The organism is Stutzerimonas tianxiuensis (genome assembly GCF_053470365.1).
In genome coordinates this window covers 21,831-45,465 of the sequence record NZ_JBPVWS010000018.1, presented here as the reverse complement: position 1 = coordinate 45,465, position 23,635 = coordinate 21,831, and the positions used below count along the sequence as shown (strand labels likewise).

General features: G+C 58.4%; 21 protein-coding genes. 11 read left to right on the top strand and 10 right to left on the bottom strand.

Features of this window, described 5'->3' with window-relative positions; all coding sequences use genetic code 11:
* Nucleotides 1-12 precede the first annotated feature (12 nt).
* From ispE to ACSSNI_RS19285, 3 genes are read right to left on the bottom strand one after another with little or no spacing between them, the layout of a single operon-like run.
* Nucleotides 13-873, bottom strand: a complete 861-nt coding sequence (ispE, locus tag ACSSNI_RS19295) for a 4-(cytidine 5'-diphospho)-2-C-methyl-D-erythritol kinase (RefSeq protein ID WP_200637355.1) — start codon at nucleotides 871-873, stop codon at nucleotides 13-15.
* Complete coding sequence (lolB, locus tag ACSSNI_RS19290) at nucleotides 873-1,493, bottom strand: lipoprotein insertase outer membrane protein LolB (protein ID WP_159967341.1); 621 nt, start codon at nucleotides 1,491-1,493, stop codon at nucleotides 873-875. The genes ispE and lolB overlap by 1 nt, the downstream gene beginning before the upstream one ends.
* A 3-nt stretch (nucleotides 1,494-1,496) precedes the next feature.
* Entirely contained in the window at nucleotides 1,497-3,224 is a 1,728-nt protein-coding gene (locus ACSSNI_RS19285; RefSeq protein ID WP_200637357.1) for a tetratricopeptide repeat protein, read from the bottom strand.
* A 182-nt stretch (nucleotides 3,225-3,406) separates the two neighbouring features.
* Here ACSSNI_RS19285 and hemA point away from each other — a divergent pair, with 182 nt between their 5' ends.
* The 6 genes from hemA (at nucleotide 3,407) to ACSSNI_RS19255 (ending at nucleotide 8,818) form a co-directional block, all read left to right on the top strand.
* Nucleotides 3,407-4,675, top strand: a complete 1,269-nt coding sequence (hemA, locus tag ACSSNI_RS19280) for a glutamyl-tRNA reductase (RefSeq protein ID WP_102838013.1) — start codon at nucleotides 3,407-3,409, stop codon at nucleotides 4,673-4,675.
* Nucleotides 4,672-5,754: a peptide chain release factor 1 gene (prfA, locus tag ACSSNI_RS19275; protein ID WP_102838012.1), complete on the top strand. Its 1,083-nt coding sequence runs from the start codon at nucleotides 4,672-4,674 to the stop codon at nucleotides 5,752-5,754. The genes hemA and prfA overlap by 4 nt, the downstream gene beginning before the upstream one ends.
* Nucleotides 5,755-5,824: 70 nt before the next feature.
* A complete protein-coding gene (gene prmC / locus ACSSNI_RS19270) occupies nucleotides 5,825-6,655 on the top strand; it encodes a peptide chain release factor N(5)-glutamine methyltransferase (protein ID WP_200637358.1) in 831 nt (276 codons plus the stop codon).
* Nucleotides 6,656-6,674: 19 nt separating this feature from the next.
* On the top strand, nucleotides 6,675-7,430 hold the full coding sequence (locus ACSSNI_RS19265) for a molybdopterin-synthase adenylyltransferase MoeB (RefSeq protein ID WP_200637359.1): 756 nt from the start codon (nucleotides 6,675-6,677) through the stop codon (nucleotides 7,428-7,430).
* Entirely contained in the window at nucleotides 7,423-8,214 is a 792-nt protein-coding gene (gene murI, locus ACSSNI_RS19260) for a glutamate racemase (RefSeq protein ID WP_200637360.1), read from the top strand. Before ACSSNI_RS19265 ends, murI begins: the two co-directional genes overlap by 8 nt.
* Nucleotides 8,215-8,299: 85 nt before the next feature.
* Nucleotides 8,300-8,818 (top strand): acyloxyacyl hydrolase, encoded by a 519-nt coding sequence (locus ACSSNI_RS19255; protein ID WP_159967347.1) that lies wholly within the window; start codon nucleotides 8,300-8,302, stop codon nucleotides 8,816-8,818.
* 33 nt (nucleotides 8,819-8,851) lie between these two features.
* Here the strand turns inward: ACSSNI_RS19255 and ACSSNI_RS19250 are convergent, their stop codons facing one another.
* The 3 genes from ACSSNI_RS19250 to upp form a co-directional block, all read right to left on the bottom strand.
* Complete coding sequence (locus tag ACSSNI_RS19250; protein ID WP_200637361.1) at nucleotides 8,852-9,169, bottom strand: YkgJ family cysteine cluster protein; 318 nt, start codon at nucleotides 9,167-9,169, stop codon at nucleotides 8,852-8,854.
* Between the two features lie 92 nt (nucleotides 9,170-9,261).
* Nucleotides 9,262-10,524 carry a uracil-xanthine permease family protein gene (locus ACSSNI_RS19245; protein WP_448259980.1) on the bottom strand — a complete coding sequence of 421 codons (1,263 nt, stop codon included), beginning with the start codon at nucleotides 10,522-10,524 and terminating at the stop codon, nucleotides 9,262-9,264.
* 2 nt (nucleotides 10,525-10,526) lie between these two features.
* Nucleotides 10,527-11,165 (bottom strand): uracil phosphoribosyltransferase, encoded by a 639-nt coding sequence (gene upp / locus ACSSNI_RS19240; protein WP_102838006.1) that lies wholly within the window; start codon nucleotides 11,163-11,165, stop codon nucleotides 10,527-10,529.
* Nucleotides 11,166-11,339: 174 nt separating this feature from the next.
* On the opposite strand from upp, the gene ACSSNI_RS19235 reads away from it, so the two are divergent.
* The 4 genes from ACSSNI_RS19235 (at nucleotide 11,340) to ACSSNI_RS19220 (ending at nucleotide 18,626) form a co-directional block, all read left to right on the top strand.
* Nucleotides 11,340-11,897, top strand: a complete 558-nt coding sequence (locus ACSSNI_RS19235; RefSeq protein WP_148924479.1) for a hypoxanthine-guanine phosphoribosyltransferase — start codon at nucleotides 11,340-11,342, stop codon at nucleotides 11,895-11,897.
* Nucleotides 11,898-12,380: 483 nt separating this feature from the next.
* Nucleotides 12,381-14,258 (top strand): DUF1302 domain-containing protein, encoded by a 1,878-nt coding sequence (locus tag ACSSNI_RS19230; protein WP_200637363.1) that lies wholly within the window; start codon nucleotides 12,381-12,383, stop codon nucleotides 14,256-14,258.
* A 108-nt stretch (nucleotides 14,259-14,366) separates the two neighbouring features.
* Nucleotides 14,367-15,728: a DUF1329 domain-containing protein gene (locus ACSSNI_RS19225; protein WP_159967350.1), complete on the top strand. Its 1,362-nt coding sequence runs from the start codon at nucleotides 14,367-14,369 to the stop codon at nucleotides 15,726-15,728.
* 276 nt (nucleotides 15,729-16,004) lie between these two features.
* Nucleotides 16,005-18,626 carry a LuxR C-terminal-related transcriptional regulator gene (locus ACSSNI_RS19220; protein ID WP_200638148.1) on the top strand — a complete coding sequence of 874 codons (2,622 nt, stop codon included), beginning with the start codon at nucleotides 16,005-16,007 and terminating at the stop codon, nucleotides 18,624-18,626.
* A gap of 141 nt (nucleotides 18,627-18,767) precedes the next feature.
* Here ACSSNI_RS19220 and ACSSNI_RS19215 read toward each other — a convergent pair whose 3' ends face one another.
* The 4 genes from ACSSNI_RS19215 to ACSSNI_RS19200 form a co-directional block, all read right to left on the bottom strand.
* Nucleotides 18,768-19,037, bottom strand: coding sequence for a DUF3509 domain-containing protein (locus tag ACSSNI_RS19215; RefSeq protein ID WP_200637364.1), 270 nt, complete (start codon nucleotides 19,035-19,037; stop codon nucleotides 18,768-18,770).
* A 130-nt stretch (nucleotides 19,038-19,167) separates the two neighbouring features.
* The gene (locus tag ACSSNI_RS19210; protein WP_200637366.1) at nucleotides 19,168-19,431 is read right to left on the bottom strand and encodes a YebG family protein; all 264 of its coding nucleotides are present in this window, start codon (nucleotides 19,429-19,431) and stop codon (nucleotides 19,168-19,170) included.
* Nucleotides 19,432-19,538: 107 nt separating this feature from the next.
* On the bottom strand, nucleotides 19,539-20,003 hold the full coding sequence (locus tag ACSSNI_RS19205; protein WP_200637368.1) for a multidrug transporter: 465 nt from the start codon (nucleotides 20,001-20,003) through the stop codon (nucleotides 19,539-19,541).
* Nucleotides 20,004-20,133: 130 nt separating this feature from the next.
* Nucleotides 20,134-20,595 (bottom strand): DUF721 domain-containing protein, encoded by a 462-nt coding sequence (locus ACSSNI_RS19200; RefSeq protein ID WP_200637370.1) that lies wholly within the window; start codon nucleotides 20,593-20,595, stop codon nucleotides 20,134-20,136.
* 238 nt (nucleotides 20,596-20,833) lie between these two features.
* Between ACSSNI_RS19200 and secA the strand changes: the two genes are divergently transcribed.
* On the top strand, nucleotides 20,834-23,572 hold the full coding sequence (secA, locus tag ACSSNI_RS19195) for a preprotein translocase subunit SecA (protein ID WP_102837997.1): 2,739 nt from the start codon (nucleotides 20,834-20,836) through the stop codon (nucleotides 23,570-23,572).
* Nucleotides 23,573-23,635 lie beyond the last annotated feature (63 nt).

Below are 23,635 nucleotides of genomic sequence, written 5' to 3'. Positions count from 1 at the left end.
AACGTACAACCTCTAACCACTTACTTCCTGTGCCAGCTTTGCGAGCTTTCGGTGCAGCATCGAAATGTTGCGACCTTGAGCAGTGAATGCTGGTAAATCGGCTGGAAGTTGGCGGCAAACTTTATCAGCCTCACCTTTGTTTGGGAAGCTCCCAAACACACAAGCTCCAGTGCCGGTCATTCTTGCTGGAACAAATTTGTTCAACAAGCTCAAAGCGTTACGGACTTCTGGGTAACGCCTCTCGACTACCGGCTGACAGTCGTTATGACCGCCCCCTGCAAGAAGGCTGCGAACTGTAATGGCCGGGGTATTGCGTGTCAACTCTGGGTCGGAAAATATTTCCGCTGTACTAACAGAGACTTGCGGAGCGACGACAAGGTACCAGGGTTCGCTCAATTCAACCGGTTGCAGGCGTTCACCGACCCCTTCTGCAAAGGCCGCATGGCCTCTGACAAACACTGGCACATCGGCGCCCAAGGTCAGGCCGATAGCCGCCAGTCGATCTACGCCAAGGCGAGTCTGCCAGAGGTAATCCAGGCCCAGCAGGGTAGTGGCCGCGTCGGAGCTTCCGCCGCCGATGCCGCCGCCCATGGGCAGGCGCTTGATCAGTTCTATGTCGGCGCCGAGGGTGCAGGCGCTGTGGGTCTGGAGCAGGCGTGCAGCGCGGACGATCAGGTTACTGTCATGGTCGACGCCGGGAAGGTCCGTGTGCAATCGAATCTGCCCATCGGTTCGAGCTGTAAAGGTCAGTTCGTCACCGTGGTCAAGGAACTGAAACAGCGTTTGCAGCTCATGATAGCCCTCGGCGCGACGGCCGAGGATATGCAGCATGAGATTGAGTTTGGCTGGGGCGGGAAGTGTCAGCGCGCGCATCAGTGTCCGAGCTGGCGCGGTTGCCAGTCCTTCACAACCAGTGTGATCTTGAGGTCCCGGCCTGCCAGTTTGATGCGGTTTGGCAGTGTGTACCCGTCCTCCTCGGTGTAGCCCAGATACTGCACATCCCAACCATCCTGCTGCAAGCTGGCAAGTCGCCCGTTGGGATCAAGCGCAATGCGGCTGCGGCTATCCGGCGCCGGAAGGCCGCGTACCCAATAGAGAAGGTGGGAGACAGGCAATTGCCATCCCAGCTGGCTTTCAACCAATGCCTCTGGCGATTCGGCCTCGAAGCGTCCCTGTCCGGCAACCTCCAGCGCCACCGCATCAGGACGTCCTGTCAGGCGCGTGGCGCCACGCCCCAGAGGGCCAGAAAGGCGGATGTCGAAGTAGCCCTGGCGCTGCAGCCAGAACAAGGTGCCGCTGCCTGAATCCTGCGGTGCCTGGATTCCAATCTTGCCGCTGATCTGCCAGCCATCGATCTCGCTGATGTGGGCCTTATGGGCTTTCCAGTCCTCGGCATTGCCGGGGCCTTCCACGGACTCCTGCGGACCAAGACCGGCGCAACCAGCCAGCAGCAGGGCAAAGGTGGAGATCAGCAGATTACGCATCAGCTTCATGGGTCAGGGTTTCTCCGAGCCTGTCAGGCGTTTGATGGTTTCGCGCAGCACTTCGCTGTCCGAATTGTCCTTCAGCGCTTTTGCCCAGATGGCGCGCGCTTCGCGCTGCTTGCCAGCAGACCACAGTACTTCGCCAAGATGAGCGGCGACTTCATGGTCGGGAAAGCGCTCAAGCGCCTTGCGCAGCTGGGCTTCTGCTTCCTGCAGATTGCCCAGTCGATAGTTGACCCAGCCAAGCGAGTCGAGAATTGCGGCATCGTCAGGGTTGATACGATAAGCCTGTTCGATCAGATCAAGTGCTTCCTGGTATCGGTCGGTGCGGTCAGCCAGGGTGTAGCCGAGCGCATTGATAGCCATTGCATTGTCGGGCTCATGCTCGATGATGTAGCGCAGGTCTCGCTCCAGCTGAGCCAGGTCGCCACGCTTCTCCGCAATCATGGCCCGGGTGTAGAGCAGGTTCAGGTCGTCGGGAAATTCATTCAGCGCCTGTTCTGCCAGTTCCCATGCCGCATCTAGCTGTTGCTGCCCGGACAGTGCTTCCAGCTCAATGAGGTATAGCTGAATAGCGTAGTCAGGCTGCTCGTCACGAGCGCTTGCCAGCAGCCTCGACGCTTCCTGGTTGCGGCCGAGGGCAAACAGCAGCTCCGCCTGCATCAGTTTCGCCGGCAGGTATTCATTGCCAGGCCCGACCTTGGCGAACGCGGTCAATGCCTGTTCATTTTTGCCTAGCTCACGGTAAGCGCGGCCGAGGTTGAAATGAGCGGCGTCCAGATGGCTCCCGCGGTCGATCAGCTCTTCCAGATAGACGATCGCCTCACGCCAGGCCTGCGCTTCAAGGCATACCAGCGCCAGTGAGAAGCGCAAGTCATCGTCGCTAGGGTGCTGCTGAACCAGCGTAGCGAATTCGCCCATTGCGTCCTCGAACCGATCCTGCTCCACCAGAAGGCGCGCATAGGTCAAGCGCAAGCGCTTATCTTCGGGATGCAGGCGGAGGCTGTTTTCCAGAAGCGGCATGGCCTCGTTGCCACGCTCGAGAATCTGTAACAGGCGTGCCTGGAGCAAAATCGACGGAATTTCCTGCTCGTCGGACGGTTGCTCCTCAAGCAGCGCGAGTGCCTCTTCAGGGCGAGCGTCCTGCTGCAGCAGGACGGCCTTACCGAATTTCAGTTGAGGATTATCGGGATGCTTGGCCAGCAACTGGTCGAAGCTCTTCAGCAGGCCGCTGCGCGTGTCCGGATCGGTTTCAGCGGCGGATAACGCGAGGAAGTCGAAATGCGTATCGCCTTGGCCCCTGAGCACCTTTTCCATGAAAGACAGCGACTCTTCATAGCGCCCTGCGCGTGCCAACTGAATGGCTGCCGCTCGCTGGGCATCGAGATTGTCCGGTGCATTGTTCGCCCAGATAATCGCCGTATCCAGCGCAGCCTGGTCGGCGCCGAGGTATTCGGCGATACGGAATCCGCGCTCTGCCACGCCGGCATCCTGGGTCGCGTTGGCCTGTTGGACATAGCTGCCCAAGGCGATATCGAAGCGGTTGCGCTGGCCGGCCAGCTCTGCCACCAGCAACGCATAGAGGGTATCGCCGCTGAACGAGCCGTACTCGCTTGGGCTTTTTGCCGCAGGCTCCGCCGTGGCTTCCTCGATTGGCGGGCTGCTGTCAGGGGGGCTCTGCATGAAGCTTTGGCAGCCACCGAGAAATAGAGCGGCGCTGAGGGCGAGGAGTTTTTTCATAGGAAACTTAGGCTGATCTGCGGTCGCGGCATGATGACACAAGCCGCCAGGCAAGCACACGGCTCGGCGTGGGCCCAGCGTTTTGTGGGTTTGGTCCGTAACAGACAATGTCTGGCAATGGTTGTTCTGAGGCAGGCGAAGTAGGAGAATCGCGCGCTCCGTTTTCGAATCAGCGATCCTGCATGGCTTTCATCGCGCTTGGCATTAATCACAAGACCGCATCGGTGGACGTGCGCGAGCGTGTGGCGTTCACGCCCGAACAGATGGTGGAGGCGCTGCAGCAGCTGTGTCGTGTCACGCCTACGCGTGAAGCCGCTATTCTGTCGACCTGCAATCGCAGCGAGCTTTACCTGGAGCAGGAGCAGCTCGAGGCCGAGACGGTGTTGGCCTGGTTGGCCAACTACCATCGCTTGAGTCTCGAGGACCTCAAAGCCTGTGCCTATGTGCACACCGACGACCAGGCCGTGCGGCACATGATGCGTGTGGCCTCCGGTCTGGATTCGATGGTGCTGGGCGAGCCGCAGATTCTCGGGCAGATGAAGTCCGCTTATGCTGTGGCGCGCGAGGCCGGTAGCGTCGGCCCGCTGCTGGGGCGTCTGTTCCAGGCGACCTTTAGTACCGCTAAGACCGTACGTACTGACACTGCCATTGGTGAAAACCCGGTTTCGGTCGCCTTCGCTGCGGTCAGCCTGGCCAAGCAGATCTTCGCCAATCTCGATCGCAGCCAGGCATTGCTGATCGGCGCTGGCGAAACCATCACCCTGGTTGCTCGGCACCTGCACGAGCAGGGCGTCAAGCGCATCGTGGTTGCGAACCGTACCCTCGAACGCGCAAGCGCGCTGGCCGAGCAGTTCGGTGCCCATGCCATCTTGCTTGCCGACATCCCGCAGGAACTCTACAACAGCGATATCGTCATCAGTTCGACAGCCAGTCAGCTACCAATTCTAGGCAAGGGGGCGGTCGAGCAGGCGTTGAAGAAACGCAAGCACAAACCGATGTTCATGGTGGATATCGCGGTGCCGCGCGATATAGAAGCGCAGGTCGCCGATCTGGATGACGTCTATCTCTACACCGTCGATGATCTTCATGAGGTGGTCGCAGAGAATCTCAAGAGCCGCCAGGGCGCAGCCCAGGCCGCTGAAGAGCTGGTTGCGGTTGGAACTGACGATTTCATGGCGCGGCTGCGTGAGCTGGCCGCCGTGGATGTGCTCAAGGCCTATCGGCAGCACGCTGAGCGCCTTCGTGATGAGGAGTTGCTGCGCGCCCAGCGGTTGCTGGCCAATGGGGGCACAGCCGAGGATGCGCTGGCGCAGCTGGCGCGGGGATTGACCAACAAGTTGCTGCACGCGCCTAGCGTACAGCTGAAAAAACTTTCTGCCGAAGGGCGAGTGGAGGCACTGAGCATCGTCCAGGACCTCTTCGCCCTGCAAGACAGCACGGACAAACCATGAAAGCGTCACTGCTGAACAAACTCGATACCCTGCAGGACCGCTTCGAAGAGCTGACAGCGTTACTGGGTGACGCTGAAGTGATCAGCGATCAGACCCGTTTTCGCGCCTATTCGCGCGAGTACGCCGAGGTCGAGCCGGTTATCGCCGCTTACCGCGAATTTCTCAAGATGCAGTCCGACCTTGAGGGGGCTCAGGCGCTGCTCAAGGACAATGATCCAGACGTGCGTGAGATGGCCGAAGAAGAGGTTGCCGAGGCGCGCGGCAAGCTCGAAGCGATTGAGGCTCGGCTGCAGCGTATGCTCCTGCCAAAGGATCCCAAAGATGGGCGTAACGTGTTCCTCGAGATTCGGGCTGGCACTGGTGGCGATGAAGCCGCGATCTTCTCCGGGGATCTGTTTCGTATGTATTCCCGCTACGCCGAACGGCAAGGCTGGCGCGTCGAGATTCTGTCTGAAAGCCCGGGCGAGCACGGCGGCTACAAAGAAGTGATCTCGCGGGTCGAGGGCGACAACGTCTTTGCCAAACTCAAGTTCGAGTCGGGCGCGCATCGGGTCCAGCGCGTTCCTGAAACCGAGTCTCAGGGACGTATTCATACCTCGGCCTGCACCGTGGCGGTTCTGCCCGAGCCAGACGAGCAAATCGCGATCGAAATCAACCCGGCCGACCTGCGCGTCGATACCTATCGTGCCTCGGGTGCCGGCGGACAGCACATCAACAAGACTGACTCGGCGGTGCGCATCACTCACATGCCCAGCGGTATCGTCGTCGAATGTCAGGAAGAGCGCTCGCAGCATAAGAACCGTGCGCGGGCCATGTCCTGGCTGGCAGCCAAGCTGCAAGATGTGCAGGACAGCGCGGCGCACAAGGAAATTTCCGATACGCGCAAGCTGCTGGTGGGCTCGGGCGATCGTTCCGAACGTATTCGGACCTACAACTTCCCGCAGGGGCGCGTTACGGACCACCGTATCAACTTGACGCTCTACTCCCTCAACGAAGTGGTCGGCGGTGCCGTGGAGCAGGTAATTGAACCACTGTTGCAGGAATATCAAGCCGATCAGCTCGCCGCGCTGGGTGATTGACTGCTCTATTTATCGGCGGACCGGTTTGGTTCGCCGACTGCGGTACAACTAAATCCGGGATACCTCGAGCATGGCGACAATTGACTCCCTGCTGCGTGCCGCCCAGTTACCCGACTCGCCGAGCGCCAAGCTCGATGCCGAGTGGCTGCTTGCCGCCGTGCTGGGCAGGTCGCCGAGCTATCTGCGCACCTGGCCTGAGCGCGAAGTACTGCCTGAGGACGAGGCCCGCTTTGTCGCCCATCTTGAACGTCGTCGCCTTGGCGAGCCGGTAGCCTACATCCTGGGTCGCCAGGGCTTCTGGAGCCTTGAGCTCGAAGTGGCGCCGCATACCCTAATTCCAAGACCGGACACTGAGCTGCTGGTAGAGACAGCGATGAAGGTGCTGCCTGCCGGTGGTGCGGCGAGCGTGCTCGATCTGGGTACGGGAACCGGTGCGATTGCCCTGGCGCTTGCCAGTGAACGTCCGGCCTGGCAGATCACCGGTGTGGACCGCGTCACCGAGGCCGTTGCGCTGGCGGCTCGTAATGCCCAACGGCTCGGGCTCGGCAATGCAGCCTTTCACGGGAGCCACTGGTTTTCGTCACTTAGGGGCCAGCGTTTTGAGTTGATTGTCTCCAATCCGCCGTACATCCCCGCCAGTGATCCCCATCTGTCGCAGGGTGATGTGCGTTTCGAACCGAGCAGTGCGCTGGTGTCGGGTGTTGATGGCCTAGACGACATTCGCCTGATCATTGCGCAGGCGCCCGATTACCTGAGCTCATCCGGCTGGTTGGTACTTGAGCACGGTTACGATCAGGCGTCAGCGGTGCGGAGCCTGTTGAGCGCCGGTGGTTTCGTTGATGTCGCCAGCTGCAGGGACTTCGGTGGCCACGAGCGTGTCAGCCTCGGGCGGCTGCCATGAATCAAGAGAGGAAATGTGCATGCTGACCGACGACGAGCTGCTGCGTTACAGCCGGCAGATCTTGCTGCGACAGGTCGATATCGAGGGTCAGCTCAGGCTTAAGCAAAGCCGCGTACTGATCGTCGGGCTTGGCGGGCTCGGCTCACCGGTCGCGCTATATCTGGCTGCGGCCGGGGTTGGCGAATTACATCTGGCGGACTTCGATCGTCTCGATCTGACCAATCTGCAGCGGCAGATTGCTCACGACACCGCATCGGTGGGGTTGCACAAAGTGGATTCGGCAATGGCTCGACTATCTGCCCTTAACCCTTTGATCAAACTGGTGCCGCACCGCGCCGCGATGGACGTCGATACGCTTGAAGCGGCTGTGTCAGCAGTCGACCTGGTGCTCGACTGCACGGACAATTTTGCTGTTCGTGAAGCGGTAAATGCTGCCTGTGTGGCCGCGGTGAAACCACTGGTGAGCGGCGCGGCTATTCGGCTCGAGGGGCAGCTGTCGGTGTTCGACCCTAGAGTCGAGACCAGCCCCTGCTATCACTGTCTTTACGGCCATGGCTCCGAGGCCGAGCTGACCTGCAGCGAAGCCGGTGTTCTTGGCCCAGTCGTTGGAATGATCGGCAGTTTGCAGGCGCTTGAAGCGATCAAGCTGCTAGCCGGCTTCGGTGAACCTTTGGTTGGCCGGTTGCTGCTGGTAGATGCGCTTTCCAGTCGATTCCGCGAGCTCAAGGTCAAGCGCGACCCGGCTTGCACCGTCTGTGGCCACAGCCGTGACTGACAGCCGGCCGATAGGGGTTTTCGATTCCGGTGTGGGTGGGCTGTCGGTGCTTCGGGAGATCCGTGCACGCCTGCCCCATGAGTCGTTGTTGTATGTGGCGGACAGTGGTCACGTTCCCTATGGCGAGAAAAGTCCGGAATTTATCCGTGAGCGCTGCCGGGCCATCGCTGCTTTCTTGGTTGAGCAGGGCGCCAAAGCGCTGGTGCTGGCCTGCAACACCGCGACGGCGGCCGGCGTGGCTGACTTGCGAGAGCAGTATCCACAGCTTCCCGTGGTTGGGATGGAGCCTGCGGTCAAACCTGCCGCTCGGGCCACCCGCAGTGGGGTAGTTGGGGTGCTGGCAACGACTGGCACGCTGAAGAGCGCTAAATTTGCAGCGTTGCTTGATCGTTTTGCCAGTGACGTGCGTGTGATCACGCAGCCATGTCCAGGTCTTGTCGAACGCATCGAGGCAGGCGAACTTGCTACGCTAGGCACCCGCATGCTGTTGGAGAGCCTGGTTCAGCCTCTGATCGAGCAAGGGTGCGATACGCTGATTCTCGGCTGCACCCACTATCCGTTTGTAAAGCCTTTATTGCGCGAGATTCTTCCCGCAACGGTCGCTCTAGTCGATACCGGAGCTGCGGTCGCGCGGCATCTCGAAACCCTGCTGGCAGCCAGCGGACAGCAAAGCGAATGCGAGGCCGTGGTGCACTTTTGGAGCAGCGGCGATCCTCTGCGATTGGCTGACGTTCTGCCGGTACTTTGGGGTGAAAACGGTACAGTTTCCTACTGTTCTGCTTAGGAACTCCCCGCTGCGCTAGCCCTCTGTACTTAAGCAATACTGAAAAAAACGAAAAGCTTGGCCAATTTCGATAAGGAAATTTCGCATGAACAAATTGATCTCCTTTGCTGCAGTTGCGGCAATTTCGCTGGGCCAGGTAGCTGCCGCCCATGCTCTTGACCTGACCGCTGCGGTTGGGCGTACCGGCGAGTCGACGATGACTTATCGACTGGGAGCGCAGATGGATTTCAATCGTAGCTGGTTCGAGACGGGCGTGGGCCGGCTGACCGGGTATTGGGATGCGGGCTACACCTACTGGGAAGGTGATGAGACCTCGAGCAATCACAGCATCTCACTTGCGCCAGTGTTCGTGTACGAGTTCAGCACGGGATCGGTAAAACCTTACCTGGAAGCGGGTATCGGAATCGCGGCTTTCGAAAACACCGAAATAGAAAACAATGATCTTGGGTCCTCCTTTCAGTTCGAGGATCGATTCGGTGCCGGCCTGCGTTTCGCTGGCGGCCAGGAGATAGGCTTGCGGGCTATTCACTATTCCAACGCTGGCATCAAGGACCCCAACGACGGCATCGAAACTTACGCGCTGCACTATCGAGCCTCGTTCTGACAGCTCGACTACGAAGCTGATTGGTGGAAGCCGTCAGCCGTCCAGATAGGCCCGTGCTGAGCCCTTGCGCTCTTCGAGGCAGTCATCCGAGCCCAGCTCGAACTCTCGACAGATAAGCGGGCGCCGGCTGTAGATAGTGCAGCGCATGCTGTCCCGGTCCAGCGCCGCGCACCAACCGTCGTCCAGCCGGCGCATGACCTGGCCACCCCAATCGTCTTCATCGATGAAGCGTTCCGGGACGCCGGTGTCGGTCAGCAGCATGACTTCAAGGCGGCAGCAGCACGCGGCGCAGCTGCTGCAGCTGACTGTGTCGTCAGTCAATTGGAGGTGGGGGATGGCAGATTGAGTCATCGCGGCAGTCTACGCGTCTTGCGTCGGGATAGCTGCAAGCCAGGAGCGCCGCGAAAAGGGTAAAAGCCAGCACGGACGTGCTGGCCTAGAGACTAGCTGTTTTCTTCGATTTGCTTGTTTTTCCAGCCTTCACCGCCGGGTAGCACCACATTGAGCAGCAGCGCGATGATAGCGCACAGCGAGATTCCGGACAGGCTGAACTCGCCGTAACCGAACGCCATGCCGCCAATACCGAACACCAGCGTGACGGAAACAATGATGAGATTGCGTGCTTCCGCCAGATCCACCTGATGGCGAATCAGGGTGCTCAAGCCAACCACGGCAATCGAGCCGAACAGCAGGCAAAGGATGCCGCCCATGACCGGAACTGGGATGCTAAGCAGTCCAGCCCCGAACTTGCCGATAAATGCCAGAACGATGGCGAAGACTGCCGCCCAGGTCATGATTTTCGGGTTGTAGTTCTTGGTCAGCATCACCGCGCCGGTCACTTCCGCGTAGGTGGTGTTAGGCGGGCCGCCGAACAGGCCTGCGGCCGAAGTGGCCAGGCCGTCGCCGAGCAATGTGCGGTGCAGGCCAGGCTTCTTGATGAAGTTGTTGCCTGTCACGCCACCGATGGCAACAACACCGCCAATGTGTTCGATGGCAGGTGCCAATGCGACCGGGACCATGAACAGAATGGCGCCCCAGTGAAATTCCGGCGCGACGAAGTTCGGAACAGCCAGCCAGGGCGCCGCCGCAATCCCGGCTGTATCCACGACACCAAACATGAACGACAGGCCGTAGCCCACCGAGACGCCGGCGAGGATTGGCACCAGTCGAAACAGGCCTTTACCTAGCACCGCCACCAGCAGGGTGGTGAGCAGTGCAGGCATCGAAATCATCATGGCTGTCGCATAAGGGACCAGCTGAGCGCTGCCGTCACCGGCTTTGCCCATCGCCATATTGACCGCGACAGGTGATAGGGCGAGGCCAATGGAAATGATCACCGGAGCGATCACAACCGGTGGCAGCAGGCGGTCGATGAACCCAGGTCCTTTCAGGCGAACCGCAAAGCCAAGGAACATGTAGACGATACCGGCCGCCACCACGCCGCCAAGCACGGCGGGTAGACCGAAGTCTCCCTTGGCCGCGATGATGGGGGCGATGAAGGCGAAACTCGACGCCAGGAATACCGGAACCTGGCGTTTGGTGACCAATTGAAACAACAGGGTGCCGATACCGGCGGTGAACAGCGCAACGTTGGGGTCCATCCCGGTGATCAGCGGCATCAGCACCAACGCGCCAAATGCGACAAACAGCATCTGGGCGCCGGCTAATACCTGGCGCGCGAGCGGTTCTTCCAAGGGTTGCGACATGCTCAGATGTCCTTCTGCTTGGTGCCGAAGATCTTGTCTCCCGCATCGCCCAGGCCCGGCATGATGTAGCCGTTCTCGTCCAGACGGTCATCAATGGAGGCGGTGTAGATGGTGACGTCCGGATGTGCCTTTTCGACGGCCTCGATGCCTTCCGGTGCGGCGACCAGAACCAGCGCGCGGATTTCCTTGCAGCCTGCCTTTTTCAGCATATCGATGGCAGCAACCATCGAACCGCCGGTGGCGAGCATCGGATCGATGATCATCGCAAGGCGCTGATCAAGGTCATCAACCAGGCGCTCCAGGTAGGTGTGTGCCTGCAAGGTTTCCTCATTGCGAGCAATGCCGACCGCGCTGACTTTGGCGCCTGGAATCAAGCTGAGTACACCGTCAAGCATGCCGATGCCCGCACGCAGAATCGGTACAACGGTGATTTTCTTACCGGAAATCTTTTCGACCTGAACTGGACCGCACCAGCCATCAATGCTGTAGTTTTCCAGCGGCAGGTCCCGAGTCGCCTCGTACGTCAGAATCGAGCCCACTTCCTGTGCCAACTCGCGGAAATTCTTGGTACTGATATCGGCACGGCGCATCAGCCCAAGTTTGTGGCGAATAAGCGGGTGGCGGATCTCTCGAATGGTCATGGCTGGCTCCGGCGGTCGAATAAACCGGCGTAGATTAATGCATCGACGTGTTACCGGCTATTGATGTGTAGGAGAGGGCTTGCCCTGTGCGTGGCCGCATCGGTATCGTCGCGCCCCTTAATTTAGGGGCAGCCGCCGGGCTGCTTCATCTTCTAACTGCCCTGGAGCATCGCCATGTCCGTCGATCTAGCACACATCCGCCAGATCATGGCTGAAGCCGACTGTCTGTACCCCGACGCCGAGGTTGAAGCGGCGATCGATGCGATGGCCGCGAAAATCAATGCTGAGCTGGCTGACCGCAACCCTGTGGTGTTCTGTGTGATGAACGGGGGGCTGGTCTTCTCCGGCAAGCTGGTGACCAAGCTGAATTTCCCGCTGGAGCTTTCCTATCTCCATGCGACACGTTATCGCAACGAAACGAGCGGTGGAGAGCTGTTCTGGAAGGCGAAGCCGGAAATCTCGTTCATGGATCGTGATGTGCTGATCATCGACGATATCCTCGACGAGGGGCATACGCTTGGCGCGATCATCGATTTCTGCAGGCATGCCGGCGCGGCCGCTGTGCACACCGCGGTGCTGGTCGATAAGGACCATCAGCGCAAAGCTCGCCCAGATCTGAAGGCAGATTATGTTGGGCTAAGCTGTGTTGATCGCTACGTGTTTGGTTACGGTATGGATTACAAGGGTTACTGGCGCAATGCTCCTGGCATCTACGCTGTTAAAGGCATGTAAGTGATAGCGTTATCGCACGGGCAACGTCGCCGGCCCGTGCGCTTTCTCCTATTAGCGACTCCTCGAATGCCTGCGCATCAATTCACGCGCGCCATCTGTTTCGTTTCGCCTCACGCGTTGCGCTTTGGTAACGCTCCTGTGCATCACTCTATGCCCGAATGTTGAGACTGTATTGCACGCGCGCACGCCTGAGGCTCGGCTATCGAGCAGGCAGCGGCTAGTTGCGTGCAGCTCTGGCAAATTTCTCGCGAAAGGCGTCGCAACTGCTCTATTTAGAGGCTTGCGTCTGTATTGCTGGCGGCTAAGCTCTCGGATAGCCTCACAAGCGCCTGCGCTGCGGGCAGCCCTATATGCGGCTGAACACCAATGCTGGCAAGGCTGTTCATACTTAAGGATTACAGAGCAAATCAAACCTTAGTGCGCTTAACCCTCAACCTCCGTGTGGGTAGGGTGATCGTACTTCGAACCAACCAGGAGCGCCTCATGACAAAAACAACAAGGCAAGGAATCTTCCAGCCCAAAACCCTGGCCCTCGCGGTCGCGTTGGGCATTGCGTCACCCGCTTATGCTGTCACGTTCAATATTGGGGAAGTGGAGGGTCAGCTGGACTCGGCTATGTCGATCGGCGCGAGCTGGTCAACTACTGACCGGGATATGGATCTAGTTGGGGTTGCAAATGGCGGCACCGGATATACACAGACCGGCGACGACGGCCGGCTGAATTTCAAAAAGGGCGAGACCTTCTCGAAAATCTTCAAAGGCATTCACGACCTTGAGCTGCGCTATGGCGACAGCGGTGCCTTTATCCGCGGCAAATACTGGTATGACTTCGAACTCAAGGACGAAAGTCGTCTCTTCAAAGACATCAGTGACAGCAATCGTAAGGAAGCTGCGCAATCCTCTGGCGCTCAGATTCTGGATGCGTTCCTCTATCACAACTACTACCTAGGCGACCTCCCGGGTACTGTTCGCCTTGGTAAGCAAGTTGTCAGCTGGGGTGAAAGCACGTTCATCGGTAACTCGATCAACTCAATCAACCCGCTTGATGCCGCCGCGTTTCGCCGGCCTGGTGCTGAAATCAAGGAAGGGCTGATTCCGGTCAACATGCTTTATGTATCGCAGAGCCTCAGTGATCGGCTCAGTATGGAGGCGTTTTACCAGCTGGAATGGGATCAAACGATCATCGACAACTGCGGGACGTTTTTCGCCAGCAACGACGTAGCTGCTGACGGTTGCGATGATAACTATACCGTTCTGTCGGCTGCTCAGCGTGACGCAATCATTGGCGCTGGTGTAAGTATTGAGCAACTGAACGCTGCTTTCGGCGCCTTCGGTGCAAACTACCCTGGGCTGGACGATCTGGGAATCACCGTTGGGCCCGAAGGCGTAACCATTCCTAGGGGCGGCGACCGGGACGCGCGTGACTCTGGTCAATATGGTTTTGCCTTCCGCTGGTTGGGCGATACGGCTGAATACGGCGCATATTTCATGAATTACCACAGCCGCACACCGACGGTGGGCTACAAGAACGCATCGGCTGCTGAAATTGGCGCTCTGCTTGGTTTGCTTGGCACGCCATCACCTGCTCCGGGCCTCCCGGCGGGCGCCGCCTTCGGTGCTTTGGCATCTCCCGCGCTGCTGAGCAACGGTGAGTATTTCCTTGAGTATCCTGAAGACATCCGCCTATACGGTGCTAGCTTCGCAACGACGCTTCCTACAGGCACTGCGTGGTCGGGTGAAATCAGTTATAGGCCCAACCTGCCGGTGTCGCTCAACTCGACCTATACCACTGGTTTGCTTGCGACGGGCATCGGCGGTGCCATCGCGGTGGGTGATGTGACTGGGGCGCTTGGACAGGCTGGTGTGGAGCATAAAGGCTACAACCGCAAGGAAGTTACTCAGATCCAAACAACCTTCACGCACTTCTTTGATCAGGTACTTGGCGCGGGACGTGTCACGGTCGTCGGTGAGATTGGCTACGCGCACGTCGGTGGTCTCGAAAGTAAAAGCGAACTTCGCTATGGTCGCGACTCGATTTATGGGCTCGACACCCCGGAATACGGCAATGACGGTTTCGTAACAGCCAACTCTTGGGGCTACCGTCTGCGCGCGCTCGCCGACTATAGCAACGTATTCGCTGGCATAAACCTAACGCCAAACGTGTCCTTCTCTCACGATGTGGATGGTTACGGACCGAACGGTCTGTTCAATGAGGGCTCGAAGGCTGTAAGCGTTGGCGTCGATGCGGTTTACCAAAACCGTTATACGGCCAGCCTGTCCTATACCGATTTCTTCGGTGGTGACTACAACACGCTAGTTGATCGCGACTTTCTTGCCCTCAGTATGGGTGTGAACTTCTAAGGAGGCTATTTCAGTAACGCCGTACGGAGCTCTTTCGAGAGCTCCGCTACGCGCCAGTCTACGTACAAGGCCTCCGGCCAAAACAAGATCAAGAGGAACTGGAAGCGTATGAAAACAACAAAAAAATTATTCAGTGTCTTGGCTTTCTCGCTGCTGGCAAGCAGTGTGATGGCTGCAGTCTCCCCTGAGGAAGCCGCAAAGCTCGGCAATACATTGACTCCACTTGGTGCCGAGAAGGCGGGCAACGCTGAAGGGACAATTCCGGCCTGGACAGGCGGTCTGTCCACCGACGCTGCTCCGCTGGATAACGGCCATCTGACCAATCCGTTCAAAGGCGAGCAGCCTGAGTTCGTCATCACTGCTCAGAACGTCGACCAGTACAAGGACAAGCTCACGGCAGGCCAGCAGGCCATGTTCAAGCGCTATCCTGAAACGTACAAGATCCGCGTCTTTCCGACTCATCGCAGTGCTGCCGTACCAGATCGAATCTACGAAGCGGCTAAAACCAGTGCGTTGAAAACCGAACTGGTCGATGGCGGTAACGGTATCGCAAATTTCTCTGATAGCCGCTACTACGCGTTCCCCATTCCTAAGAATGGTCTGGAAGTCGTTTGGAACCACATCACCCGCTATCGTGGCGGAAATGTGCGACGTAATATCGTGCAAGCCACGCCTCAAACAAATGGCAGTTACACGCTGGTCCACTTCGAGGACGAAGTGGCGTTCCCAAGTGATATGTCCGATCTGGATGCTGAGCGTGCCAAGAACGCATTGCTGTTTTTCAAACAGCGTGTAACGGCTCCGTCTCGCCTTGCGGGTAACGTCCTGCTGGTTCATGACTCGCTGGATCAGGTGAAAGATCCTCGCCAAGCCTGGATTTACAACGCCGGTCAGCGCCGTGTGCGGCGTGCACCACAGGTGGCCTATGATGGCCCGGGCACGGCGGCAGACGGTATGCGGACGACCGACAACTTCGACATGTTTAGCGGTGCTCCTGATCGCTACGACTGGAAGCTGGTTGGTAAGAAGGAGCTGTACATCCCCTACAACAGCTATGAAATCAACTCTAGCGACGTGAAGTACAGCGACGTTCTGAAAGCTGGACACGTAAATCAGGATCTGGCGCGCTACGAACTGCATCGTGTCTGGGAGATCGAAGCCAACCTGAAAGAGGGTGAACGCAACATTTACGCCAAGCGTCGTTTCTTTGTTGATGAAGACACTTGGACCATCGTGCAATCGGAGCTGTATGACGGCCGCGGCCAACTGTGGCGTGTCGGTGAGGCGCATATGCTGCAGTACTATCAGCACAAAGTGCCGGCCTATGCCTTTGAAGCGCTCTACGACATTATCTCCGGTCGTTACATCGCTATTGGTCTGAGTAACGAAGAGCCAGCACACGAGTTCGGCTACAAAGCGTCCGCCCGTGACTTTACGCCGGCTGCATTACGTAATGCGGGGGTTCGCTAATCAGATAGCATCTCTAAGGTGAATAAGGCGGCCAGTTGGCCGCCTTTTTTATTTGTCGGTCAGCCGGGAGTGATACTTTTCAGCCACTAGAGAGCTCGGTACCCATCCATTCAGAGCGGTATGCTCATAGGGTGAGTCGACAAAAGATCCGCAATCGTGCAGGTTATTACGGCGCATGCGCATCGATTGAAAGACGTCGACTGCCCAGGAGTGGGTGTTGACAGCAGCGCTCAACGCGTTCCTCAATGGATTGATACGAATAAGAGAAACCTCGCTATGTCCGTACGCTTCAACCCTGGTGCCCTCAGCACAGAAGCCGCCGCGCAGGTTCAAATTGCGACTATCCCTCGGCTCCCGCCGTTACATGTACCAAGGCCTCGACTCGTCGATGCTTTACTAGAATCCCACTGCCGACTGCGTTTGATCTGTGCACCCGCCGGGTTTGGCAAGAGCGTGCTGATGAACGAGTGCGCGCGGCTGGTACCTGCCGATACGCATCTGGTCTGGCTTGATCTAGGCGGTAGAGGGTTCTCTGCGGAAGCTCTGTATTCCCAACTTCGTCGGGTATTGAACAACACAATTGAGGTGAGCGGTGACGTTCAGCAAGACCTCGTTAATCTGCTGAATGATTTTCCGCGACCGCTCTGGATAATGTTGGATGACTATCCGCGGGAGGTAACAGCGCCCTTCGACGCCTGCCTCGACTTGCTTATCGAGAGGGGCCCCGAATCCGTCAGCTGGTGGGTAAGCAGCCGTCGGCAGCCCGCTTGGAAGCTGCCCAGGCTATTGTTGCAGGGTGACTTGTTCGAACTGGAGGCTGAAGCGCTGGCGCTGACTGCGAGTGAGCTCCGGTTATTGCTCAAAGCGCACCGCCTAGAGCTCGCCGATGACACCTTCAAGCAATTGATGTTGGGCAGCGAGGGGTGGCTGGCCGGCGTCAGCTTGCTGTTATTGAATGCTGATGAGCAGGCGGTTCGTGAGCGATTGATTGCCGGTACTTCACTGTTACGAGATTACGTGCAGCGCGAAGTACTTGAGGGGCAGAGCGAGGATATTTGCCGGGCGCTTTTCGCGCTGGCGCGCATGCCGCGCTTTTCATCGCAGTTGTGTGAGCACGTCCTCGACGGCATCGGAAGCGATCTTCTCGATGTGCTCAAAACATCCCAGCTGTTTATTCGCCAGACCGACAATTGTGGTGAATGGTATCGCCTGTGGCGGCCGCTGGCGTTGATGTTACGACGCATGCCCGGGGTAGCATCGCCCACCCAGACGCACCTGCGTGCCTGCCAGTGGTTTGCCAACCGCGGCGAAATGCGCGAGGCGGTGGAGCATGCGCTGTGGGCGGGGCAGCCAGAAGTCGCAGCCAACTTCCTGCAGCGCTATGGGCAGGAGCAATTGCTCATCGGTGACAACGTTTCGCATTTCATGAAGTGGCGCAGTGAACTGCCGCAAGACTTGTTCAACAGTACGACCCGGTTGATCGTGCTGCATGGCTGGGCTTTGATTATCTCTGCTCGCTTAGATGAAGTGGATGACTGTCTCGCCGATCTGGCGAAGTTTTTTCCTCAGCCCGATGCAAGGCGCCAGGCGCAGCTACTTGCTCAGTGGCAAGCTTTGCGGGGTTTTTTAGCCCGTTTACGAGGTGAGCCGGAGGCTAGAGATTACTGCCTTCAGGCCCTGGAAGTCCTTTCTGATCACGCTTGGGCCCAACGGGTGCTTTGTTATCAGGCGTTATCTCAACAGGCGATAGCCGAAAGCCAGCTCGAATTGGCCCAGCATTACAACAGCGAAGGCATGAAGCTTGCCCGGCTCAAGGGCAGCGTACTGTATGAAGCGATGCTGAGCGTCGATCGAATTCAGCTGCTTGAAATTACCGGCGAGTTCGAGCGAGCCGTTGGGGTTCTCGAAGAGTCTTTGATGGTGCTACGCGACGGTGTCGGCCACAGCCCGATTATTGGTCGGCTAAAGCTGCTACGGGGCCATCTGCTCGCCTATCAGGGGCTCGATGAGCCGGCCCGCGAAGCGTATCAGCAAGGTCGAGCCGAGACTGAGACCTGCGGCGATTCGTACGTATTCTTCGGCTATGCAGGGCTGGCAGAGCTGGCAGCTCGCAGCCAGGAATTCCCTTCGGCTTACCATTGGTTACGAGAGGCCGAGCGGTTGGCCCAGTGGCGGCATGTGCCGGAAGCGCGTTTCAGGGGCATTCTGCCATTGATTACCGGCGTGACCTGGCTGCATCAAGGGCAGCTAAAGAAGGCCAGGGCCATATTCGTACAGGTGCTGGAACTCTACGATGGCCACACCTATATCGCACCGTCCGGGTTTTACGAGTTACTTCCACGAGTTCATCGCTATCTTGCGGTTATCGACATACTGTCCGGCCGTGGCTCGCTGGCTATCGACACGCTGCGCGAACTGATCGACCAAAACCTCCGTTCTCAACGGTTGGGCCTGGCCTGTGAGTGTCGTTTTACGCTGGCCGAAGCGCTCCAAGTGGATGGCCAGCATGACGAAGCAGAACTGGAGTTACGCAAAGCCCTCGCTGAGGCTGCGAGGCAGCATCTGGTCAAGCCGCTGTACGAATTGCAGCATCGTCAGCCGCAATGGCTTGCTAGCATGTTGCCTGCTGGCAAGGGGGAAAGCCTGCGTGATCGATTGTTGCAATTCGAGCGAGAACCAGAAGAGAGCGCTGCTTCAGGCGATGAAATCATCCTGAGCAACCGCGAACTCACGGTCCTGCGTCTCATCGCCCAGGGATGCTCGAATCAAGAAATCGCCGAGCAGTTATTTATTTCGCTGCACACGGTTAAGACCCACGCGCGTCGAATCAACACCAAACTCGGGGTGGCCAGACGTACGCAAGCGGTGGCGCGCGCTAAGGCTTTGGCCTGGCTTTAGTCTGATCAGCAGTGGCAGACCTAGATAAGCGCGTGTGGTAACGAGGGGCGCTGCCTGCCGCTGCGCCGGCAGAGAAATTGCCATTTTTCAGCTGTGTCAGAAGATCGGCAGCGCAAAGCCTACCGGCAACAACGTTGACCTTTACTGTGCTGCTGAATGTGAAAGCTTGGTCAGGCGATAAGAGGTGGTCTGCCCGCCTCGTTCGATGGCGAGGCTGAACTGGAGACTGGTGATCAGGCGCTCCAGCTGCTGCTGGTCCCGCCATTGGCTGGAACTGATGAAGCGCTTTACCGCCACGCCCATCGTGTCGGTCAGCGTCAGCAGAATACTTCCGTCGGGTTTCTGAATACTGAAATTGACGTTGTAGTCTGGCTGAAACACATCACTGATTTTCTTGAATGGACTGTCCATGCCGGTTCCTGATTGGATGACTGCCCCCAATGGACCTGATGCTGTTTAACTAGTTTCGCCCGCTGAGCGTGTTGCCCTGTGGCAAAAGGAAGCACTAGCGGCCTGGGCTAAGCATAGCGCTCCGGCACTGTCAGGCCGGTTCGGAGGAAGCCGGCAGCTCCTGCAGTACTTCCGGATTGTTTTTAAAGGCCTTGGCAAAGAGGTCACGGTGTCGGGCCATGAAGATGCCAATGTCTTCAGCCTGCTGTTCGCTAAGTGACGGTGTGGCTTTCTGCAGTGCCGCAGCCAAGGCTTCGGCAAGCTCGAGCATTTTGTCGTGACGATCGGCTTCGGCTTTATCCATGAACAAGCGCTCCAGGTCCCGGCTGCTGCGGTACACAATTTCGACGGCCATCTGCCACCTCGGCTCAACTGAGAAAAATACTGTTTATCCATACAGCATATGCTGGCTGGCGCTGATTGAAAAGCCTCCGTGTGACGTCTGCGTGACAGCTGTTTACCTCAGTCAGCGAAGTGCCCCCGAAGCCGCTCGGCGCGAAAGTCGAGGTCGCGGCTGCGGTAGCCCGCGCGCAACGGTGGTAGCGGGGCGCAGGAGTGCCAGCGTTGACCGGGTTGCAGGTCGCCTGGGCCGCGGTATTTTGGCGCATCGTAGTTGGAGGTTACCAAGTTGAGGCTTGAGCCGGGCGAGTAGGCGGCTACTTCCCAGCTCAGGCTGCGCATCGGCTTCGGGCTATGGTTGTCCAGAATGATGCGCAGCGGCTGTCCGGCTGGGCAGCTAGTCGGTGAATACGACATCCGCAGCTCGAGCTGGCCAAGCAGATGTTCCTCACGTTGTTCTTGCCAGATCACCCAAGCGGCAACGACACCAAGGCCGAGCAGCGCTCCCAAAGAAATCGGCACCGCTCGAAGTGGATACCGAATCAGTAAGATCAGCCAGGCTGCGACTAGAAACGCGCCGATCAGCATGATGAGCGGGCGCGTGAATGGTTAGCCATTGAAACCTCTTTTTCAGCGTGATCCGGCAAACATCCTAACGCCGGCTCGCGAAGGGTGCGACTTTCAGATGTCGGCCTGTGGTCGTGTTGGTGGACGCACGTCAGGAATCCTTGTCGGAGCGGGCGTGGCTGGCGAGTCGCTCAAGCGCGGCCCTGAGCTTGGGATCTGTTATGCCGAGAGCGGTTTCCTGGATATTGTCTGCCGCTCGCACCGACAGTTCTGGCGCCGGTCCGGGCTTATGCCGCGGTGTTTCCGGGGGCTGAACCTTGAACTGAATACGGCTCAAGCCGCTGAACTCGTCCATGCATTGCAGCTGACGTTGTAAGCGTCTTTGCTGATAGCGCAGTCGCGTTGCCCAGTGGCCGTCGGTAACGATCAATAGCAGGGTACCTTCGCGCCATGAGGCGACACGGCAAAACTCCCGTGCCGCGGGCTGCAGTTGGCTGTCGACCAGTTTTTGTAGACGATCCAGCCGCCTCGCCTCGCCAAACAGCGCTTTTAGTGGTTTGGCCTCGCGCAGTAGCGCCGCGGGCGCTCGGGCCGGCAAAGGGCGAAACGACATGGCTGACGCTCGTAACTGAAGAGCCGACATGTTAGCAGAAGCTGCATTAGCCATCTGATCGAGGCATCACCGGCTAAACCTGCGACCGAATCGTCTGATTCCTGGCGCCATTGGCTGGCTCGCCTGCGCAGTAGGCACCTTTCCTCTCGAACGTTTCCGAGTAGAATGCCCCCTTTGCACGAAGCCGTGGTGGCCCTGCGGCCGTGCCTCCATCCCCAGCATGGAAGTCTTTGTCGATATGTTTGCGCCTTTAATGAAGAAGCTCTTTGGTAGCAAGAATGAGCGTGAGGTCAAGCGCATGCTCAAGGCGGTTCAATCCGTCAATGCGCTCGAAGAGCAGATGCTGTCTCTCTCCGACGAGCAGTTGCGGAGCAAGACCGAAGAGTTCAAGGCCCGCCTCGGCCAAGGCGAGACCCTTGATCAAATTCTTCCCGAAGCCTTTGCCGTCTGCCGCGAAGCCGGCAAACGCGTTATGGGGATGCGGCACTTCGACGTGCAGCTGATCGGCGGCATGACGCTTCACGAAGGCAAAATTGCCGAAATGCGTACCGGTGAAGGCAAGACGTTGGTTGCGACCTTGGCCGTATACCTCAACGCACTCGCTGGCAAAGGTGTTCATGTTGTTACGGTGAACGATTACCTGGCGCGTCGCGATGCCAACTGGATGCGTCCGCTGTATGAATTCCTGGGTTTGACAGTGGGTATCGTCACACCCTTCCAGCCGCCGGAAGAGAAGCGCGCAGCGTACGCGGCTGATATCACATACGGTACGAACAACGAGTTCGGCTTCGACTACCTGCGCGACAACATGGCATTCAGCCTGGAAGAAAAGAACCAGCGCGAACTCAATTTCGCGGTTATCGACGAGGTCGACTCGATCCTCATCGACGAAGCCCGCACGCCACTGATCATCTCCGGCCAGGCCGAAGACAGCTCCAAGCTCTATCAGCAGATCAACCAGTTGATTCCTCTGCTCAAACAGCACATTGAAGAGGAAGAGGGCGTCGTTACTCAGGAAGGTCACTTCTCGATCGACGAGAAGACACGTCAGGTCGAGCTGAACGAGTCTGGCCACCAGTTTGTCGAGGAAATGCTGACCAAGGCAGGGCTGCTCGCCGAAGGCGAGAGCCTGTATTCGGCCCACAACCTTGGCTTGCTGACCCACGTGTATTCCAGCCTGCGCGCGCACAAACTGTTCCACCGCAACGTTGAGTACATTGTCCAGAACAATCAGGTGTTGTTGATTGACGAACACACCGGTCGGACCATGCCAGGGCGTCGCCTCTCCGAGGGCCTGCATCAGGCCATCGAGGCCAAGGAAGGGCTGCCGATCCAGCCGGAAAGCCAGACGCTTGCGTCGACCACCTTCCAGAACTACTTCCGTCTGTACAAAAAGCTGTCGGGCATGACCGGTACTGCAGACACTGAAGCATTCGAGTTCATGCAGATCTACAACCTGCCGGTGATGGTGATTCCGACCAACAAGCCGCTGGCACGCAAGGACTACAACGACCTGGTCTACCTGACCCAAGAAGAGAAATTCGCTGCCATCATTGCGGACATCAAGGATTGCCAAAACAACGGCCGTCCTGTGCTGGTGGGCACCGCAACCATTGAAACATCGGAATACGTTTCGCGGTTGCTGGTCAGCGAAGGCATCGAGCACAAGGTGCTCAATGCCAAGCATCACGACAAGGAGGCCGAGATCATTGCCCAGGCAGGACGCCCAGGTGCGGTCACGATCGCGACCAACATGGCCGGCCGAGGTACCGACATCCTGCTCGGCGGCAACTGGGAAGTTGAAGTTGCGGCGCTCGACAGCCCCTCGGACGATCAGGTCGCTCAGATCAAATCCGACTGGCAGAAGCGTCATCAGGCGGTACTCGAGGCGGGTGGTTTGCATGTGATCGCGTCTGAACGCCACGAGTCGCGTCGTATCGACAACCAGCTGCGTGGTCGCGCCGGGCGTCAAGGGGACGCCGGCTCAAGCCGTTTCTATCTGTCGCTGGAAGACAGCCTGATGCGCATCTTCGCCTCTGATCGGGTGAAGAACTTCATGAAGGCGCTGGGCATGGAGTCCGGTGAGGCGATTGAGCATCGCATGGTGACCAACGCCATCGAAAAGGCCCAGCGCAAGGTCGAAGGCCGCAACTTCGATATGCGTAAGCAACTGCTCGAATATGACGATGTCGCCAACGAGCAGCGCAAGGTGATTTATCACATGCGCAACAGTTTGCTGGCGGCCGAAGAAATCGGCGAAACCATAGCCGAATTCCGCCGCGAGGCGCTCGATTACGCGATCAACCAGCACATCCCGCCGCAGTCGCTGCCCGAACAATGGGACATCAGTGGTCTGGAAGCGGTGCTCTACAGCGATTTCGGCGTGCGGCTGCCGGTCCAGCAGTGGCTTGATGAAGACGAGAAGCTGTATGAGGAGACGCTGCGCGAACGCATCCTTGAAGCATTGATAGCGGCCTACAACGAAAAGGAAGAATTGGCTGGCGCCGAGGCGTTACGCACCTTCGAGAAGCAGATTGTGCTTCGTGTGCTGGACGACCTGTGGAAGGACCATCTGTCGACGATGGACCATCTGCGTCACGGTATCCACCTGCGTGGCTACGCCCAGAAGAACCCGAAGCAAGAATACAAGCGCGAGTCCTTTACGCTGTTCCAGGAGCTGCTTGAGTCCATCAAGCGCGACAGTATCCGGGTTCTGTCCCACGTGCAGGTGCGTCGCGAAGACCCCGCCGAGGAGGAGCAGCGTTTGCGCCGTGAGGCTGAGGAGCTGGCGCAGCGTATGCAATTTCAGCATGCCGAGGTTTCGGCGCTGGAAGCCGACCAAGAGGAACCCGAGGCTGAAGGCGATGTAGCAGCCGCTGTGGCCCCGGCGCGTACCGAGCAGAAGATCGGGCGCAACGAACCCTGCCCCTGCGGGTCAGGTAAGAAGTACAAGCATTGCCATGGTCAGGTCCAGTAAGCGGATCCGTCTGTGTTGACCGCGCCGCGACCGGCTCAAGCCGCTCGCGGCGTTTTTCTCCCT

Bases quoted from the DNA above. Each gene is read 5' to 3' on its own strand.
- ACSSNI_RS19250 (WP_200637361.1), bottom strand. From the start codon at position 9,169: ATGACTCAATCTGCCATCCCCCACCTCCAATTGACTGACGACACAGTC.
- upp (WP_102838006.1), bottom strand. From the start codon at position 11,165: ATGACCATTCGAGAGATCCGCCACCCGCTTATTCGCCACAAACTTGGG.
- ACSSNI_RS19265 (WP_200637359.1), top strand. From the start codon at position 6,675: ATGCTGACCGACGACGAGCTGCTGCGTTACAGCCGGCAGATCTTGCTG.
- lolB (WP_159967341.1), bottom strand. From the start codon at position 1,493: ATGAAGCTGATGCGTAATCTGCTGATCTCCACCTTTGCCCTGCTGCTG.
- ACSSNI_RS19205 (WP_200637368.1), bottom strand. From the start codon at position 20,003: ATGCTGATCGGCGCGTTTCTAGTCGCAGCCTGGCTGATCTTACTGATT.
- prfA (WP_102838012.1), top strand. From the start codon at position 4,672: ATGAAAGCGTCACTGCTGAACAAACTCGATACCCTGCAGGACCGCTTC.
- ACSSNI_RS19235 (WP_148924479.1), top strand. From the start codon at position 11,340: ATGTCCGTCGATCTAGCACACATCCGCCAGATCATGGCTGAAGCCGAC.
- ACSSNI_RS19210 (WP_200637366.1), bottom strand. From the start codon at position 19,431: ATGGCCGTCGAAATTGTGTACCGCAGCAGCCGGGACCTGGAGCGCTTG.
- prmC (WP_200637358.1), top strand. From the start codon at position 5,825: ATGGCGACAATTGACTCCCTGCTGCGTGCCGCCCAGTTACCCGACTCG.
- ACSSNI_RS19255 (WP_159967347.1), top strand. From the start codon at position 8,300: ATGAACAAATTGATCTCCTTTGCTGCAGTTGCGGCAATTTCGCTGGGC.
- secA (WP_102837997.1), top strand. From the start codon at position 20,834: ATGTTTGCGCCTTTAATGAAGAAGCTCTTTGGTAGCAAGAATGAGCGT.
- ACSSNI_RS19230 (WP_200637363.1), top strand. From the start codon at position 12,381: ATGACAAAAACAACAAGGCAAGGAATCTTCCAGCCCAAAACCCTGGCC.
- ACSSNI_RS19215 (WP_200637364.1), bottom strand. From the start codon at position 19,037: ATGGACAGTCCATTCAAGAAAATCAGTGATGTGTTTCAGCCAGACTAC.
- ispE (WP_200637355.1), bottom strand. From the start codon at position 873: ATGCGCGCGCTGACACTTCCCGCCCCAGCCAAACTCAATCTCATGCTG.
- ACSSNI_RS19225 (WP_159967350.1), top strand. From the start codon at position 14,367: ATGAAAACAACAAAAAAATTATTCAGTGTCTTGGCTTTCTCGCTGCTG.
- ACSSNI_RS19245 (WP_448259980.1), bottom strand. From the start codon at position 10,524: ATGTCGCAACCCTTGGAAGAACCGCTCGCGCGCCAGGTATTAGCCGGC.
- ACSSNI_RS19200 (WP_200637370.1), bottom strand. From the start codon at position 20,595: ATGTCGTTTCGCCCTTTGCCGGCCCGAGCGCCCGCGGCGCTACTGCGC.
- ACSSNI_RS19220 (WP_200638148.1), top strand. From the start codon at position 16,005: ATGTCCGTACGCTTCAACCCTGGTGCCCTCAGCACAGAAGCCGCCGCG.
- ACSSNI_RS19285 (WP_200637357.1), bottom strand. From the start codon at position 3,224: ATGAAAAAACTCCTCGCCCTCAGCGCCGCTCTATTTCTCGGTGGCTGC.
- hemA (WP_102838013.1), top strand. From the start codon at position 3,407: ATGGCTTTCATCGCGCTTGGCATTAATCACAAGACCGCATCGGTGGAC.